Source organism: Rhodococcus sp. OS5 (assembly GCF_056837585.1).
The window spans coordinates 4,141,952-4,158,355 of record NZ_CM166368.1; the positions used below are offsets into that span (position 1 = coordinate 4,141,952).

Annotated in this window: 12 protein-coding genes and 3 rRNA genes; 5 read left to right on the plus strand and 10 right to left on the minus strand. The window is 60.2% G+C overall.

Annotated elements, in window-relative coordinates:
- The first annotated feature begins 38 nt into the window (after window positions 1-38).
- Entirely contained in the window at window positions 39-512 is a 474-nt protein-coding gene (gene mce / locus ACVZUB_RS19275) for a methylmalonyl-CoA epimerase (RefSeq protein ID WP_007733251.1), read from the plus strand.
- Window positions 513-552: 40 nt separating this feature from the next.
- The gene (locus ACVZUB_RS19280; protein WP_007733248.1) at window positions 553-1,611 is read left to right on the plus strand and encodes a hypothetical protein; all 1,059 of its coding nucleotides are present in this window, start codon (window positions 553-555) and stop codon (window positions 1,609-1,611) included.
- A 7-nt stretch (window positions 1,612-1,618) separates the two neighbouring features.
- Here the strand turns inward: ACVZUB_RS19280 and ACVZUB_RS19285 are convergent, their stop codons facing one another.
- Together ACVZUB_RS19285 and nucS are read right to left on the minus strand one after the other, a co-directional pair.
- On the minus strand, window positions 1,619-1,963 hold the full coding sequence (locus ACVZUB_RS19285) for a hypothetical protein (RefSeq protein WP_054828484.1): 345 nt from the start codon (window positions 1,961-1,963) through the stop codon (window positions 1,619-1,621).
- A gap of 19 nt (window positions 1,964-1,982) precedes the next feature.
- Window positions 1,983-2,657 carry an endonuclease NucS gene (gene nucS / locus ACVZUB_RS19290; protein ID WP_007733244.1) on the minus strand — a complete coding sequence of 225 codons (675 nt, stop codon included), beginning with the start codon at window positions 2,655-2,657 and terminating at the stop codon, window positions 1,983-1,985.
- Between the two features lie 42 nt (window positions 2,658-2,699).
- Between nucS and ACVZUB_RS19295 the strand changes: the two genes are divergently transcribed.
- Both ACVZUB_RS19295 and ACVZUB_RS19300 read left to right on the plus strand, forming a co-directional pair.
- Entirely contained in the window at window positions 2,700-4,292 is a 1,593-nt protein-coding gene (locus ACVZUB_RS19295; RefSeq protein ID WP_042452409.1) for an adenylate/guanylate cyclase domain-containing protein, read from the plus strand.
- Between the two features lie 141 nt (window positions 4,293-4,433).
- Window positions 4,434-5,060 carry a dihydrofolate reductase family protein gene (locus ACVZUB_RS19300; RefSeq protein ID WP_007733241.1) on the plus strand — a complete coding sequence of 209 codons (627 nt, stop codon included), beginning with the start codon at window positions 4,434-4,436 and terminating at the stop codon, window positions 5,058-5,060.
- A 291-nt stretch (window positions 5,061-5,351) separates the two neighbouring features.
- On the opposite strand, the gene rrf is transcribed toward ACVZUB_RS19300, so the two are convergent.
- From rrf to murA, 4 genes are all read right to left on the minus strand, one after another.
- A 5S ribosomal RNA gene (gene rrf / locus ACVZUB_RS19305) occupies window positions 5,352-5,468 on the minus strand.
- Window positions 5,469-5,620: 152 nt separating this feature from the next.
- Window positions 5,621-8,755 (minus strand): 23S ribosomal RNA (locus tag ACVZUB_RS19310).
- A gap of 326 nt (window positions 8,756-9,081) precedes the next feature.
- Window positions 9,082-10,599 (minus strand): 16S ribosomal RNA (locus ACVZUB_RS19315).
- Together the 16S, 23S and 5S rRNA genes form the textbook arrangement of a ribosomal RNA operon.
- Before the next feature lie 583 nt (window positions 10,600-11,182).
- The gene (gene murA / locus ACVZUB_RS19320; RefSeq protein ID WP_003941314.1) at window positions 11,183-12,442 is read right to left on the minus strand and encodes a UDP-N-acetylglucosamine 1-carboxyvinyltransferase; all 1,260 of its coding nucleotides are present in this window, start codon (window positions 12,440-12,442) and stop codon (window positions 11,183-11,185) included.
- A 54-nt stretch (window positions 12,443-12,496) separates the two neighbouring features.
- On the opposite strand from murA, the gene ACVZUB_RS19325 reads away from it, so the two are divergent.
- A complete protein-coding gene (locus tag ACVZUB_RS19325) occupies window positions 12,497-13,069 on the plus strand; it encodes a cob(I)yrinic acid a,c-diamide adenosyltransferase (protein ID WP_283552304.1) in 573 nt (190 codons plus the stop codon).
- A gap of 10 nt (window positions 13,070-13,079) precedes the next feature.
- On the opposite strand, the gene ACVZUB_RS19330 is transcribed toward ACVZUB_RS19325, so the two are convergent.
- The 4 genes from ACVZUB_RS19330 to ACVZUB_RS19345 are packed head-to-tail and all read right to left on the minus strand — an operon-like array spanning window position 13,080 to window position 16,365.
- Window positions 13,080-13,502, minus strand: coding sequence for a DUF2550 domain-containing protein (locus ACVZUB_RS19330; RefSeq protein WP_029255703.1), 423 nt, complete (start codon window positions 13,500-13,502; stop codon window positions 13,080-13,082).
- Between the two features lie 49 nt (window positions 13,503-13,551).
- Window positions 13,552-13,920, minus strand: a complete 369-nt coding sequence (locus ACVZUB_RS19335; RefSeq protein WP_003941287.1) for a F0F1 ATP synthase subunit epsilon — start codon at window positions 13,918-13,920, stop codon at window positions 13,552-13,554.
- A 6-nt stretch (window positions 13,921-13,926) separates the two neighbouring features.
- Window positions 13,927-15,378, minus strand: coding sequence for a F0F1 ATP synthase subunit beta (gene atpD, locus ACVZUB_RS19340; RefSeq protein WP_003941349.1), 1,452 nt, complete (start codon window positions 15,376-15,378; stop codon window positions 13,927-13,929).
- Window positions 15,379-15,381: 3 nt separating this feature from the next.
- The gene (locus tag ACVZUB_RS19345; RefSeq protein WP_003941320.1) at window positions 15,382-16,365 is read right to left on the minus strand and encodes a F0F1 ATP synthase subunit gamma; all 984 of its coding nucleotides are present in this window, start codon (window positions 16,363-16,365) and stop codon (window positions 15,382-15,384) included.
- Between the last annotated feature and the right edge of the window lie 39 nt (window positions 16,366-16,404).

Here is a 16,404-nt window from a genome sequence, read left to right on the forward strand (position 1 = left end):
ACGTGTACTCCTCAAACGGTAGCGCTACCGTGAAAGGTATGACACAGACCTCCCCCAGTTCTGCACTCGCACCTTTGTCGTCCGACCTCGTCGTCGCGATCGATCACGTCGGAATCGCGGTGCCCGATCTCGACGTGGCAATCGAGTGGTACACGCAGCACCTGGGCATGGTGTCGACCCACGAGGAAATCAACGAATCGCAGGGCGTGCGTGAGGCTATGCTCTCCGTCGTCGGCTCCCCCGCCGGATCCACTGCCGTTCAACTGCTCGCGCCTCTGGACGAGAACTCGACCATCGCCAAGTTCATCGACCGAAGCGGCCCCGGACTCCAGCAGCTCGCCTACCGGGTCACCGACATCGACGCCATCTCCGCCGAACTTCGCGACCGCGGGGTTCGGTTGCTGTACGACGCTCCCCGACGCGGTACGGCCAACTCGCGCATCAACTTCATTCACCCGAAGGACGCCGGCGGCGTCCTGGTGGAACTGGTCGAACCCGACGCGAGCCACTAGCAGACCCGACTCCAGCTCGTATGCCAGGTAGATTGTCGCCATGGCATACGAGCAGGACCGCGGTTCGATCCAACTTCCGTTCCAGATCGCACGGAAGGGATACGACCGCGACGAGGTACGTAACTACTTCGAGCGATTCGACGCGGAGCTGCGAGTTACCGCGGCAGATCGTGATGCTGCCGCTGCGCAGGCCCGTGACCTCGCCAAGCAGCTCGACGATGCACGCGACGACATCGACGACCTCCGCAAGGACGTCGACCGCCTCTCGGTACCGCCCACCACTGCGGAGGGCATGAGCGATCGCATCAGCCGCATGCTGCGCCTTGCCTCCGACGAGGCCTCGGAGGTGCGCGCGAAGGCCGAAGCCGACGCAGCCGAGATGACCTCCATCGCCGAACAGGACGGCGCTCGCCTACGTGGGCACTACGAGTCGCTGATCGCCGAACTCGAGGACCGTCGCAACGCAATGGAAACCATGCACGAGCAGACCATGGCGCAGGCCCGTACCGAAGCCGCCCGGATCGTCGAAGCCGCGCAGGCCGAGCGGGATCGACTGGCTGCCGAGTCCGAGGCCAAGCGCACTCAGATCCGCGAAGACTTCGACATCTCGATGTCGGAGCGCCGCGCCAAGGTCGTCGCCGCCGTCAACGAGCTGGAGTCGTCGAGCAAAGCAGAGGCCGAGCGTCGACTCGCCGATGCGTCGCACGAGGCTCAGCGCAGGCTGCAGGCCGCCACTGATCAGTCCGAGCGCAAGATCGCTCACGCGAAGGAACTCACCGAAGAACTGCGCGTTCTCCGTGGCCGAATCCTGGCTCAGCTCTTGGGCATTCGCGGACAACTCGATTCGGTTCCGGCTATGCTCGCATCGGTCAACCGGGAGAGCGAACTCCTCGATGCACCGCCCGCTCCGGTCATCGTCGAAGCCGAGGAAGATCTCGAGATCGAAGACAAGAAGGCCGACGCAGATAAGGTCGACGCAGATCCGGTCAAATCAGAACCGAGTATCGACGAAGACGACGTTCTCGAGGACTCGGACGAGACGAACACCGCCGAGATCGACACCCGCGCCGTCGAGCAGCGAGCCCAGTCCAGGAACTGATCGACGCTCAGGACCACCGTCTGGTCAGGCTGCGCGTACCGCGGCCTGACCAGCATCCGGTATGCCAGTGTCGACGCTCGTTCGCGCCGCCCGGTTCCGAAGGCCACGTCACCACGTGAGCGACGCCGGGTCTGATGTCGTGATCACAACCGGGGCATCGATAGAACTTCGTCGCGTTGGAGCCGGGTATCGGCCTCACCATGTACATTTCACCGCCCGGCCCGGGTTCCTCCCGGACCAGCGCTCCGCCGAACAACACGCCGCTTGGTGACGCCGACTCCGCGCTCGAATCCCGAGCACGCCGAGTATCCGTTCGACGGGTTTGCTTCGGCGAAGGTTTGCGGCGCGGCATGGTTCGAGTCTAAACAGCGTCAGAAGAGGCGGAACTCGGTGCTTTCGGTGCCCCGCAAGGCCTCGTAGTCAAGGACCAGGCAACGGATCCCACGGTCGTTGGCCAAAGTCTTTGCCTGCGGCTTGATCTGTTGCGCTGCAAAAACTCCCGTGACCGGCGCGAGCAGCGGATCGCGGTTGAGCAATTCGAGGTAGCGCGTCAACTGCTCGACGCCGTCGATCTCGCCGCGACGCTTGATCTCCACCGCCACCGATGCACCGTCCGCGTCTCGGACCAGAAGGTCGACCGGCCCGATGGCCGTCATGTACTCACGTCGCACCAACGTGTAGCCGGGGCCGAGCGTCTCGACATGCTCCGCCAGAAGTTCTTGAAGGTGTGCCTCGACACCGTCCTTGATCAAACCCGGATCAAGGCCGAGTTCATACGACGAATCGTGCTCGACCTCTTCGAGAGTGATCCGGAGTTCCTCGCCTGCCTTGTTGGTGACGACCCACAGGATGTCGTCGCCGTCCCCGGTGGTCTCGACCAACCAGCACGGCGGACTCATCCAGTTGAGCGGCTTGTACGCCCGATCGTCGGCATGGATACTGACCGAGCCGTCGGCTTTGACCAACAGCAGTCGTCTTGCGGTAGGGAGGTGGGAGGTCAGGCGTCCCACATAGTCGACACGGCAACGAGCAATAACTAGGCGCACCGGACCACCCTAAGCGATCATTACGACTACTCTCGACACACTATGCAGCGAAGCCGTGTCCCGAGTGCGCCCCTGGGGTCGTGGCTGCTCGGATCCACCGACGAAAGCCCCAGGCGCCGCCGAATCCGCGTCCAGGCACTACTCACCGCGCCCCTCCTGGTCACAAACCTGATCGGAGCGGTACTGGCGATCGTGCTCATCGGATTCGTGGTTCCCGGACCCGCGATCATCCACCCCGAATTCGCATGGATCAACTTCATTGCCGTGCCCGTCTTCATCGGGTGTGTCTTTCTCATCGGACTGCTGTGGGGCACCAAACGGCTGATGCGGGATCTTCGATGGGCCACCGAGGATCACCCACCGACAGAGCAGAATCAACGCGCGGCGCTGCGCGGGCCGTGGCGACTGACCCGAGTGCAAGCCGTCCTGTGGACGGCCGCGCTCATCACCTTCACGACAATGTACGGAATCGTCGACCCCGATACCATTCCGAAAGTTCTGTTCACCGTGGCTTTCAGCGGTATCACCACGTGCGCCTTCTGCTACCTGCTCAGCGAGTTCGCACTCCGCCCGATTGCTGCGCGTGCACTCGAATCCGGAGCACCCCGCAAGGCTGCCGTTCTCGGACTGACCGGCCGGACAATCCTCGTCTGGCTGCTCGGAAGCGGAGTCCCCGTCACCGGCTTGATGCTCGTAGCGGTCTTCAGCTTCATCCGGCCTGCTTCGTGGCAAGCCCTCGCGACCGCGATACTCGTCATCGGCGGGATCACTCTGTGCGTCGGACTCGGGCTGACATACATCAACATCCGGTCCGCCGCGGCCCCCATTCGGTCCGTGCGACGAGGAATGGAACAAGTCACCCGTGGCGACCTCACCGCGTCCGTCGTCGTGTACGACGGAACGGAACTGGGACTACTGCAGGCCGGCTTCAATCGCATGGCCGAGGGTCTGCGCGAGCGAGAGCGAATACGCGACCTCTTCGGGCGCCACGTCGGACACGAGGTTGCCGCAAACGCGGTTCGCCGAAACCCGGAACTCGGCGGTGAAGAACGTGACGTTGCCGTACTCTTCGTCGACGTCATCGGATCGACCACCATCGCGGCCACCAACTCCCCTACGGCGGTGGTCGCTCTACTCAACCGTTTCTTCGACGTCATAGTCGACGAGGTCGACGCACACGGCGGATTCGTCAACAAGTTCGAGGGCGACGCAGCGCTGGCGATCTTCGGAGCGCCGACGACACTCGACGATCACGCCGGCAGCGCACTCGCCGCTGCCCGCAAGATTCAGCAGCGCCTGCGTGCCGAGGTTCCGGAAGTGAGCGCGGGAATCGGCGTCGCCGCAGGTGTTGCCGTAGCCGGGAACGTCGGTGCGCGAGAAAGATTCGAGTACACCGTCATCGGTGATCCCGTCAACGAAGCGGCGCGACTGTCCGAAGTTGCCAAGACGGTTCCGGGTAACGTCGCCGCATCCGGTCGGGCTGTGGCTGCCGCTGACAGCGCCGAGGCTGCACAGTGGTCGATCACCGAGAACATCACCCTTCGCGGCCGCCTCGAACAGACCGAGCTCGCGATTCCGTGCGACGCCCTGGAGTCCGAGACCAGCCCGTCAGACTCCGTGCCCGTTCAGCCCTGACCCCACCTCCCCCCTGAGCGAACGGCACGTTCGGTCGGTCCAAGGCGATCAACGCCACGTTCGCTCGATGACTTTCCCGCTTCTCGACGGTCTATATCGGCACAGCGGAAATCCGACGACGCCTGGGAGATGGGTACGACTATGAAACTGACGACCTTTACCATCGCCACTCTCGACGGGGTGATGCAAGGACTCGGTGGGCCGGACGAAGATCGGCGAGGTGGATTCGAGCGGGGCGGCTGGTCCGCGCCATTGGTGGACACCGAAGCCATGGATTACCTCGTCCAGGTCTACCAGCGCGCTGACGCGTTCCTGTTCGGGCGACACACGTACGAGATCTTCGCCGGCTATTGGGGCGCGTTCGAGAATCCCGACGTCAACCCCATTGCAAGCGCACTGAATTCGCGGCCCAAGTACCTTGCGTCGACGACGCTCACCGATCCGCAATGGAAGAACACCACGGCCCTTTCAGGTGACACCGCCACAGCGATCGGCGAACTGAAAGCCAGACCCGGCGGTGAGCTTCAGGTGCACGGCAGTGGCAACCTGTGCCGCTGGCTTTTCGCGAACGATCTTGTCGACGAGATGATCCTGCTGATCGTTCCGGTGGTGGTAGGCCAGGGCACGCGACTGTTTCCCGACTCCGGACCGGACATCGCACTAGAGCTGGCCGAATCGCGAGCCACATCAAAGGGCGTGACGATTCAGAGGTATCTGCCGGCTGGCCGGCCGAAGTATGCGACTGCCACCGCCGACGGCATCGACTGATCCGGGCAAAGTGCCTGTCGTCCTCAGTCGTGTTCCCGCCCCTGATGGTGTGAACGTACCGTTCCCCTCGCCTAAGAGGGTGAGAGTGCCGTTCACTCCATGCCGGGGTGCCGGCGGCGTGCCCGCCCCTGATGGTGTGAACGGTACGTTCGGTCGATCTGAGGCGACGAACGTACCGTTCACTCGATCAGAGGGTGCCGGCGGCGGTGCTTTCGGGTGTTGGCGGGGTGGGGTGTTTTGGGTACGAGAAAGCCCCCCAACCAGTACTGGTTGGGGGGCTTCTCAAGTTGTGTTCGGCGGTGTCCTACTCTCCCACACCCTGTCGAGTGCAGTACCATCGGCGCTGAAGGGCTTAGCTTCCGGGTTCGGAATGGGACCGGGCGTTTCCCCTTCGCTATGACCGCCGTAACTCTATGAAACTGTCACAGTAACCTTCTTCTGATCACCTGGTTTCACCACCCGTCAACACCAGTTTCTGGTGTTGGGGGATGGAGAAACAGGGTTTCTCATCAGTATCTGTGTGTTGTTTCAGATACCGCACAGTGGACGCGTAGCTTCTTTGTGGTAAGTCCTCGGCCTATTAGTACCAGTCACCTACATGCATTACTGCACTTCCAGTTCTGGCCTATCAACCCGGTGGTCTGCCGGGGGCCTTACCCCCTCGAGGGGGTGAGAAACCTCATCTTGGAACAGGCTTCCCGCTTAGATGCTTTCAGCGGTTATCCCTTCCGAACGTAGCTAACCAGCGGTGCTCCTGGCGGAACAACTGGCACACCAGAGGTTCGTCCGTCCCGGTCCTCTCGTACTAGGGACAGCCTTCCTCAAGTTTCTAACGCGCGCGGCGGATAGAGACCGAACTGTCTCACGACGTTCTAAACCCAGCTCGCGTGCCGCTTTAATGGGCGAACAGCCCAACCCTTGGGACCTACTCCAGCCCCAGGATGCGACGAGCCGACATCGAGGTGCCAAACCATCCCGTCGATATGGACTCTTGGGGAAGATCAGCCTGTTATCCCCGGGGTACCTTTTATCCGTTGAGCGACACCGCTTCCACTTGCCGGTGCCGGATCACTAGTCCCGACTTTCGTCCCTGCTCGACCTGTCAGTCTCACAGTCAAGCTCCCTTGTGCACTTGCACTCGACACCTGATTGCCAACCAGGCTGAGGGAACCTTTGGGCGCCTCCGTTACATTTTGGGAGGCAACCGCCCCAGTTAAACTACCCACCAGGCACTGTCCCTGAACCAGATCATGGTCCGAGGTTAGAGGTCCAATTCGATCAGAGTGGTATTTCAACAACGACTCCACGATAACTGGCGTCACCGCTTCACAGTCTCCCACCTATCCTACACAAACCGAACCGAACACCAATACCAAGCTGTAGTGAAGGTCCCGGGGTCTTTTCGTCCTGCCGCGCGTAACGAGCATCTTTACTCGTAATGCAATTTCGCCGAGTCTACGGTTGAGACAGCTGAGAAGTCGTTACGCCATTCGTGCAGGTCGGAACTTACCCGACAAGGAATTTCGCTACCTTAGGATGGTTATAGTTACCACCGCCGTTTACTGGGGCTTAAATTCTCAGCTTCGCTCCCGAAGGAACTAACCGGTCCTCTTAACCTTCCAGCACCGGGCAGGCGTCAGTCCGTATACATCGTCTTACGACTTCGCACGGACCTGTGTTTTTAGTAAACAGTCGCTTCTCACTGGTCTCTGCGGCCCCACCCAGCTCAGACAGTAAATGTCGTCACCAGACAGGGCCCCCCTTCTCCCGAAGTTACGGGGGCATTTTGCCGAGTTCCTTAACCATAGTTATCTCGATCGCCTTAGTATTCTCTACCTGACCACCTGTGTCGGTTTGGGGTACGGGCCGTGTGAAAGCTCGCTAGAGGCTTTTCTCGGCAGCATAGGATCACTGAATTCGCCTCAATCGGCTACGCATCACGTCTCAGGCTATGTGCGACCCGGATTTGCCTAGGTCACGCCCTACACGCTTACACCAGTATTACCACTGACTGGCTCAGCTACCTTCCTGCGTCACCCCATCGCTTGGCTACTACCAGATCAGGTCCCATGCATCCACCAACTCGAGACCCGAAGGTCTTCTCGTGGCTTCAGGATGGTTAGTATCACTGATTCACCATGGGCGCGTTCACACGGGTACGGGAATATCAACCCGTTGTCCATCGGCTACGCCTGTCGGCCTCGTCTTAGGTCCCGACTCACCCTGGGCGGATTAACCTGGCCCAGGAACCCTTGGTCATTCGGCGGACGAGTTTCTCACTCGTCTTTCGCTACTCATGCCTGCATTCTCACTCGTGTGGCCTCCACGGCTAGGTCACCCTGCCGCTTCCATGGCCACACGACGCTCCCCTACCCATCCACACACCTGCCAGAAAATCCGTGGATCAACTGGGGGCTATTGCGTGAATGCCGCAGCTTCGGTGGTGTACTTGAGCCCCGCTACATTGTCGGCGCAGGATCACTTGACCAGTGAGCTATTACGCACTCTTTCAAGGGTGGCTGCTTCTAAGCCAACCTCCTGGTTGTCTTCGCGACCCCACATCCTTTTCCACTTAGTACACGCTTAGGGACCTTAGCTGGCGATCTGGGCTGTTTCCCTCTCGACTACGAACCTTATCGCCCGCAGTCTCACTGCCGCGCTCTCACTCACCGGCATTCGGAGTTTGGCTGATTTCGGTAAGCTTGTGGGCCCCCTAGACCATCCAGTAGCTCTACCTCCGGTGAGAAACACGCGACGCTGCACCTAAATGCATTTCGGGGAGAACCAGCTATCACGGAGTTTGATTGGCCTTTCACCCCTACCCACAACTCATCCCCTCAGTTTTCAACCTAAGTGGGTTCGGTCCTCCACGACGTCTTACCGTCGCTTCAACCTGGCCATGGGTAGATCACTCCGCTTCGGGTCTAGAGCATGCCACTACGATCGCCCTATTCGGACTCGCTTTCGCTACGGCTACCCCACACGGGTTAACCTCGCGACATGCCACTAACTCGCAGGCTCATTCTTCAAAAGGCACGCCATCACCCCCAACAGTAAACTGCTCGAAGGCTCTGACGGATTGTAAGCGCACGGTTTCAGGTACTATTTCACTCCCCTCCCGGGGTACTTTTCACCTTTCCCTCACGGTACTAGTCCGCTATCGGTCACCAGGGAGTATTCAGGCTTATCGGGTGGTCCCGACAGATTCACACCAGATTTCACGGGCCCGGTGCTACTTGGGTTTCCATTACAACAGTCACAAAGTTTTCGTGTACGGGATTCTCACCCTCTACGACAGGCCGTTCCAGACCACTTCCACTAACCCTGTGATTTCTTACTGTTGGCCAACACGGCAGTATTGACAAAATGAACCCCACAACCCCACGAATGCAACACCTGCCGGCTATCACACACCCATGGTTTAGCCTCTTCCGCTTTCGCTCGCCACTACTCACGGAATCACGGTTGTTTTCTCTTCCTGTGGGTACTGAGATGTTTCACTTCCCCACGTTCCCTCCACACGCCCTATATATTCAGGCGCGGGTAACACGACATCACTCGTGCTGGGTTTCCCCATTCGGACATCCTCGGATCACAGCTCGGTTGACAGCTCCCCGAGGCTTATCGCAGCCTCCTACGTCCTTCATCGGCTCCTGGTGCCAAGGCATCCACCGTACGCTCTTCATTACTTACAACAAAGATGCTCGCGTCCACTGTGCAGTTCTCAAACAACACACAACACTCAGGCTCCAAGCAGACACCAACAAGAAAAAATTCTTGCGGTATGACCGCGCCTGAACATTGTCGTTACTTCCTTCGAGGAAACACTCGCGTGTTCTCTCAGGACCCAACAGTATGTCGATATATTGTTCGTCGGTTTCCCACAGAGGAGAAACCGTACGACGATCAAGTTTGTCAGCGATCCACCCATGAGCAACCACCGTTCCACATACGGGAACGAAATGGCCTCTGCTTTCCTCAACCACACCTGTGTGCAGCGAGCGAAAGAGATGCTCCTTAGAAAGGAGGTGATCCAGCCGCACCTTCCGGTACGGCTACCTTGTTACGACTTCGTCCCAATCGCCGATCCCACCTTCGACGGCTCCCTCCCACAAGGGGTTAAGCCACCGGCTTCGGGTGTTACCGACTTTCATGACGTGACGGGCGGTGTGTACAAGGCCCGGGAACGTATTCACCGCAGCGTTGCTGATCTGCGATTACTAGCGACTCCGACTTCACGGGGTCGAGTTGCAGACCCCGATCCGAACTGAGACCAGCTTTAAGGGATTCGCTCCACCTCACGGTCTCGCAGCCCTCTGTACTGGCCATTGTAGCATGTGTGAAGCCCTGGACATAAGGGGCATGATGACTTGACGTCGTCCCCACCTTCCTCCGAGTTGACCCCGGCAGTCTCTTACGAGTCCCCACCATAACGTGCTGGCAACATAAGATAGGGGTTGCGCTCGTTGCGGGACTTAACCCAACATCTCACGACACGAGCTGACGACAGCCATGCACCACCTGTATACCGACCACAAGGGGGGCCACATCTCTGCAGCTTTCCGGTATATGTCAAACCCAGGTAAGGTTCTTCGCGTTGCATCGAATTAATCCACATGCTCCGCCGCTTGTGCGGGCCCCCGTCAATTCCTTTGAGTTTTAGCCTTGCGGCCGTACTCCCCAGGCGGGGCGCTTAATGCGTTAGCTACGGCACGGATTCCGTGGAAGGAACCCACACCTAGCGCCCACCGTTTACGGCGTGGACTACCAGGGTATCTAATCCTGTTCGCTACCCACGCTTTCGTTCCTCAGCGTCAGTTACTGCCCAGAGACCCGCCTTCGCCACCGGTGTTCCTCCTGATATCTGCGCATTTCACCGCTACACCAGGAATTCCAGTCTCCCCTGCAGTACTCAAGTCTGCCCGTATCGCCTGCAAGCCAGCAGTTGAGCTGCTGGTTTTCACAAACGACGCGACAAACCGCCTACGAACTCTTTACGCCCAGTAATTCCGGACAACGCTTGCACCCTACGTATTACCGCGGCTGCTGGCACGTAGTTAGCCGGTGCTTCTTCTGCAGGTACCGTCACTTGCGCTTCGTCCCTGCTGAAAGAGGTTTACAACCCGAAGGCCGTCATCCCTCACGCGGCGTCGCTGCATCAGGCTTTCGCCCATTGTGCAATATTCCCCACTGCTGCCTCCCGTAGGAGTCTGGGCCGTGTCTCAGTCCCAGTGTGGCCGGTCACCCTCTCAGGTCGGCTACCCGTCGTCGCCTTGGTAGGCCATTACCCCACCAACAAGCTGATAGGCCGCGGGCCCATCCTGCACCGATAAATCTTTCCACCACCCACCATGCGATAGGAGGTCATATCCGGTATTAGACCCAGTTTCCCAGGCTTATCCCGAAGTGCAGGGCAGATCACCCACGTGTTACTCACCCGTTCGCCGCTCGTGTACCCCGAAAGGCCTTACCGCTCGACTTGCATGTGTTAAGCACGCCGCCAGCGTTCGTCCTGAGCCAGGATCAAACTCTCCGTTGAAGACTCTAGATATCACCAACCCGAAGGCCGGCTAATCAGTCATAGACAAAAAGAGTCAAATCACTAGCAAAAAAACTCAACTAGCAAAAAATGTGTCGGCAACCATTCAGACGGAAGAATGAACAATCACCGACGAAAAATACTCACACCCCGAACATCAGAACCGAAACCCGAAGGCCCGGAACATCATCCGACATGCGAAGTACCAAAAAATTTTGGCACTGACATTCATCGACACACTGTTGAGTTCTCAAAGAACACGCACACACCATCACCACGACCCAATGGCCGCCGCTCCGGGGCAACTTTTCCAGCCTATCCCAACCTGGCCACCGGCGCAAACCGGAACCCCGTGAGAAAAACTGGATTGTGTTCGCCAGGCACTTCGTACAACCTCGTGTCACTCGCCGTGAAGGCGGGAGTCGGTGTCCGTGTCGCTCTGACTTGGAATAAGTTACGCGAACCTTCAATCAATTCACAAATCGCCTGGTCACTACAGCGATTGGCCGGCTAAGGCCAGGTCAGCCTGTTGCGCCTATCTGCCAATCGCGAATAGACCCGAGTGTGACGCCGAGCACCGAACCTATTCGGAGCCCACCCGCTCGATCACTCCCCCGAGTCCACGGAGATTCTCGACGAATCGCGGGTACCCACGGTCGATGTGGAAGATGTCGTGGACTTCGGTGGTTCCGTCCGCAACCAACCCCGCAAGCACGAGCCCGGCGCCGGCCCGAATGTCCGAAGACCACACCGGTGCACTCGACAGCACTGGAACTCCGCGGATCACCGCATGGTGACCGTCAGTACGAGCGTCGGCGCCGAGTCGGATCATTTCCTCGACAAATCGGAAACGCGATTCGAATACGTTCTCGGTGATCATCGACGTGCCCTCGGCAACCGCAGCCAAACCGATTGCCATCGGCTGCAGGTCGGTCGGGAATCCGGGGTAAGGCAAGGTTGCGAAATTGACCGCCTTAGGCCGTTCGCGCTGGATGACACGGAAGCCGTCGACCTCGGGAGTCACCTCCGCGCCGGCTGTCCGAAGCTTGTCGAGGACCAACCCGAGATGCTTGTGGTTCACCCCGCGAACTCGGACGTCACCCCTGGTCATGGAGGCAGCGACACCCCATGTTGCGGCAACGATCCGGTCACCGATGACGCGGTGCGTAGTCGGTTCCAACTTGCGGACGCCTTGAATGGTGAGCGTCGAACTTCCGCCGCCAGATACCTTGGCGCCCATCTCGTTGAGCATGTTGCACAGATCCACGATCTCGGGCTCACGTGCAGCGTTGTCGATCACTGTCTCACCACGGGCGAGGACCGCTGCCATCAAGATGTTCTCGGTTGCACCCACAGACGGGAAGACCAGGCGGATGTTCGCTCCATGCAGGTCGTCTGCCTCGGCAACTACACATCCGTGTTCGATCTCGCTGCGCGCACCCAACAGGCGGAGCCCGGATTGGTGCATGTCGAGGGGCCTCGAACCGATGGCGTCACCGCCAGGCAAGGCAACAACAGCGCGTCGACAACGCGCGACCAGCGGACCGAGAACACACACTGACGCTCGGAACTGTTTCACCGCATCGAAGTCAGCGTGATACTTCGGCTCGGCCGGCGTCGTGATCCGCACTTCGGAATCTTCGAGTTCGACTTCGCAGCCCAGACCTCGCAGAACGTCCGCCATCAGCGGTACGTCGAGAATGTCCGGGCAGTTGGTCACGACAGTGGTGCCTTCGGCCAACAGCGCCGCGGCCATCAGCTTCAGCACACTGTTCTTGGCCCCTCCCACCAGTACTTCACCTTCGAGGCGGTTACCCCCGGTCACAAGAAAGTGCTCACTCACGGTTCACAGCCTAGAGCCACAACCTCGTCGGCACCGCGCCGGTACCGTAGCCCTATGTCTGTTCACCTGACGAAGATCTACACCCGGACCGGCGACGACGGGACCACGGGCCTCAGCGATTTTTCCCGCGTGTCCAAGAACGATCCGCGTCTGATCGCCTACGCGGATTGCGACGAGACCAATGCAGCGATCGGTGTGGCCGTTGCCCTCGGCACTCCCCCGGAGAATCTCCTCGCAATGCTGCGCCAGATCCAGAACGACCTTTTCGACGCAGGGGCCGACTTGTCCACCCCCGTGGTCGAGAACCCGAAGTACCCGCCGCTACGAGTGACTCAGTCCTACATCGATCGACTCGAAGGATGGTGCGATGAACTCAATGAGCAACTGGCACAGTTGAATTCGTTCATTCTGCCGGGCGGAACCGCCTTGGGAGCCCTGCTTCACGTAGCAAGAACCGTCTCGCGGCGTGCTGAGCGTGCGGCTTGGTCCGCCATCAATGCGAACCCGGAGGACACGAGCGTGCTCCCCGCGAAATACCTCAACAGATTGTCGGATCTGCTCTTCATCATGGGAAGAGTGGCAAATCCTGAAGGCGATGTGCTCTGGAAGCCCGGCGCCGGGGCTTGAGCGGGACCGGTCAGGCGGTGCGTCGCCTACGGGCGCGCCCGTCCGGCCGAGATTCCACCCAGGACAGGAACGCTGTCAATGCTCCACTGTCCAAAGCGATTTCGTAGGCCGACGAGCCGTCATTGACCTTGACCACGACGATGTCGTCGCTCATGATGTCGAATTCGGTACCCGAGGGAGAACGACGGCTCTCGACCTCGATACCTTGACGATCGATCCTGGAGTCCGGGCCCGGCCGCAGACTCGACAGTTTGAAAAAGACAAAGGTGCTTTCGCCGTAGCGAATGATTCCGTGACGCCACCCGCTGTCCCCCGGAGATGGCAGAACACGAAGCAGTGCAGCGGTACCGCCGCGACGCAGAACCAGCAGACGATACAGAAAAGCCGCGACGAGAACCGCGAGCAGCACAACCAGAATGATCAACACAGTCATTCCGAATATCACTGTTCGTCGGCTCCCGTCGCGGCTTTACTCGAGTAACTTACGCGCGCTCGACGGCCCGGAGCTGACCCTTGGCGACCGCAATCGCTTCGAGGTCGCCCGAGTTCTCGGCCAAGACAGCCTTGGCTGCCTCGACGTCGATGTCCTGTGCCATGTCCGCGGACTCGGCAAGGATCGTCACCGTCGTCGCAGTGACGGAGAGAAATCCTCCGTGTACCGCAGCAACGATACGCTCGCCGTCGACCGAGGTGATCGACACGGTTCCGCCCTCGATCAGCTGGCCGAGGACCGGCTCATGCCCAGGCATGATTCCGATTTCACCCTCGGTGGTCTGAGCGCTGACCAGCGTCGCCGAACCAGACCACAAGCGCTGCTCGACGGCAACGAGTTCTACGGTCATCTCAGCCATCGTGGACTACTTCCCGGCCATCTTCTTGGCTGCAGCCTCGACGTCGTCGAGTCCACCGCAGCTGTTGAATGCCTGCTCGGGCAGGTGATCGAACTCGCCCTTGCAGACGCGGTCGAAGGCTTCGATCGTGTCGCGGAGCGGCACGACGGAGCCGGGCTCACCGGTGAACTTCTCGGCAACGATGAAGTTCTGGCCGAGGAACTTCTGGATACGACGGGCGCGGCCGACGAGGACCTTGTCCTCTTCCTGAAGCTCGTCCATACCGAGGATGGCGATGATGTCCTGCAGTTCCTTGTACTTCTGCAGAATGCGCTTGACCTCGTTGGCGACGCGGAAGTGCTCGGCACCGACGATGCCGGGCTCCAGGATGCGGGAGGTCGAGCTCAGCGGATCCACAGCGGGGTAGATACCCATCTGCGAAATCGGGCGCGAAAGCTCGGTGGTGGCATCGAGGTGCGCGAAGGTCGTAGCCGGCGCGGGGTCGGTGTAGTCGTCGGCGGGCACGTAAATAGCCTGCAGCGAGGTGATCGAGCGACCGCGAGTCGAGGTGATGCGCTCCTGGAGCTCACCCATCTCGTCCGCCAGCGTGGGCTGGTAGCCCACTGCCGAAGGCATACGGCCGAGGAGGGTGGAAACCTCGGAGCCTGCCTGCGTGAAGCGGAAGATGTTGTCGATGAACAGCAGAACGTCCTGGCCCTGGACGTCGCGGAAGTACTCCGCCATCGTCAGTGCGGACAGGGCGACGCGCATACGCGTTCCGGGCGGCTCGTCCATCTGGCCGAAGACAAGGGCGGTGTCCTGGAGGACGCCCATCTCTTCCATTTCCAGGTGGAGGTCGGTGCCCTCACGGGTACGCTCACCGACGCCTGCGAACACCGAGGTGCCCGAGAACTCGCGAGCGATACGCGTGATCATTTCCTGGATCAGAACGGTCTTGCCGACGCCGGCGCCACCGAACAGGCCGATCTTTCCACCCTTGACGTACGGGGTGAGAAGGTCGATGACCTTGATGCCGGTCTCGAGGATCTCGGTCTTACCTTCGAGCTGATCGAAGGCTGGTGGCTTGCGGTGGATGCCCCACTGCTCGCCGTCGCGGCCGAGGCCGGGGGTGTCGAGGCAATCGCCCAGGGCGTTGAACACGTGGCCCTTGACGACGTCACCGACGGGAACCGAGATCGGCTTGCCCGAGTCGGTCACTGCAGTGCCGCGGACGAGGCCGTCGGTGGGCTGCATGGAGACGGTGCGGACCAGGTTGTCACCGAGGTGCTGTGCAACCTCGAGCGTCAGCGTCTTGGCGACCGAGGGAAGCGTGATCTCGGCGTTCAGGGCGTTGAACAGTTCAGGAACAGCGCCACGCGGGAATTCAACGTCCACGACGGGACCGATGACCCGCACGACGCGGCCGGCTACGGCCGAAGCCGAACCTGCCCCGTTGTTTTCGGTTACTGCTGCGGTCATGTGCTAGTCACTTCCTGCGCTCGAGGCGAGCGCGTTGGCGCCGCCGACGATCTCGCTGATTTCCTGGGTGATCTGGGCCTGGCGAGCCTGGTTGGCCTGACGGCTCAACGTGTTCACCAGTTCGTTTGCGTTGTCCGTCGCGGCCTTCATGGCAGTACGACGGGCTGCCGACTCCGATGCCGCAGCATCGAGAAGCGACGAGAAGATACGAGTGCTGACGTACTTCGGGAGAAGAGCGCCGAGAAGCTTCTCGGGCTCGGGCTCGAAGCTGAAGTCCGCGACGGGGCCATTGTCATGGTCGTCGTCGTGGCCGTTGGTCAGCATGTCGTCACCGAGTTCGATGCGCTCTTCCGACACGAAGACCTCGAGAGGAGCCATACGGCGAACCTCGGGAGTCTGCGTCAGCATCGACACGAAGCGGGTGTAGACGATATGGAGTTCGTCGACGCCCTCGATCGTGCCTTCACCGTTCGGAGCGGCAACCTGGTTACCCGAACCAGCCATGAACAGCTCCACCAGGTGGCGGCTGGCCTTCGCGGCATCCGAGTAACCCGGATCCTGCGAGAAGCCCGTCCACGCAGCACCGATGTCGCGGCCGCGGAACGTGTAGTAGCCGAGCCCCTTGGAACCGAGCACGTACACGACCGGCTCCTTGCCCTCGCTGCGGAGGAGAGCCATGAGCTCTTCTGCCTGCTTGAGGACGTTGGAGTTGTAGCCACCACACATGCCGCGGTCACTGGTGACAACGAGGACCGCTGCCCGCTTGGGCTCCGGACGCTCGTTGAGCAACGGGTGATCGAGCGAAGCAGACGCACTCGCCAATTCGGTGAGTACCTTCGTGATCTCCTCGGCATATGGCTTGGACGCGGCGACGCGAATCTGAGCCTTGGTGATACGCGAAGTCGCGATCAGTTCCTGTGCCTTGGTGATCTTCTTGGTCGAGTTGACCGACTTGATACGAGACCGCAATTCGAGAATGCTCGCCATCGATCAATCACTCTCCCTTCGGAATTCGCAGTGTCATGG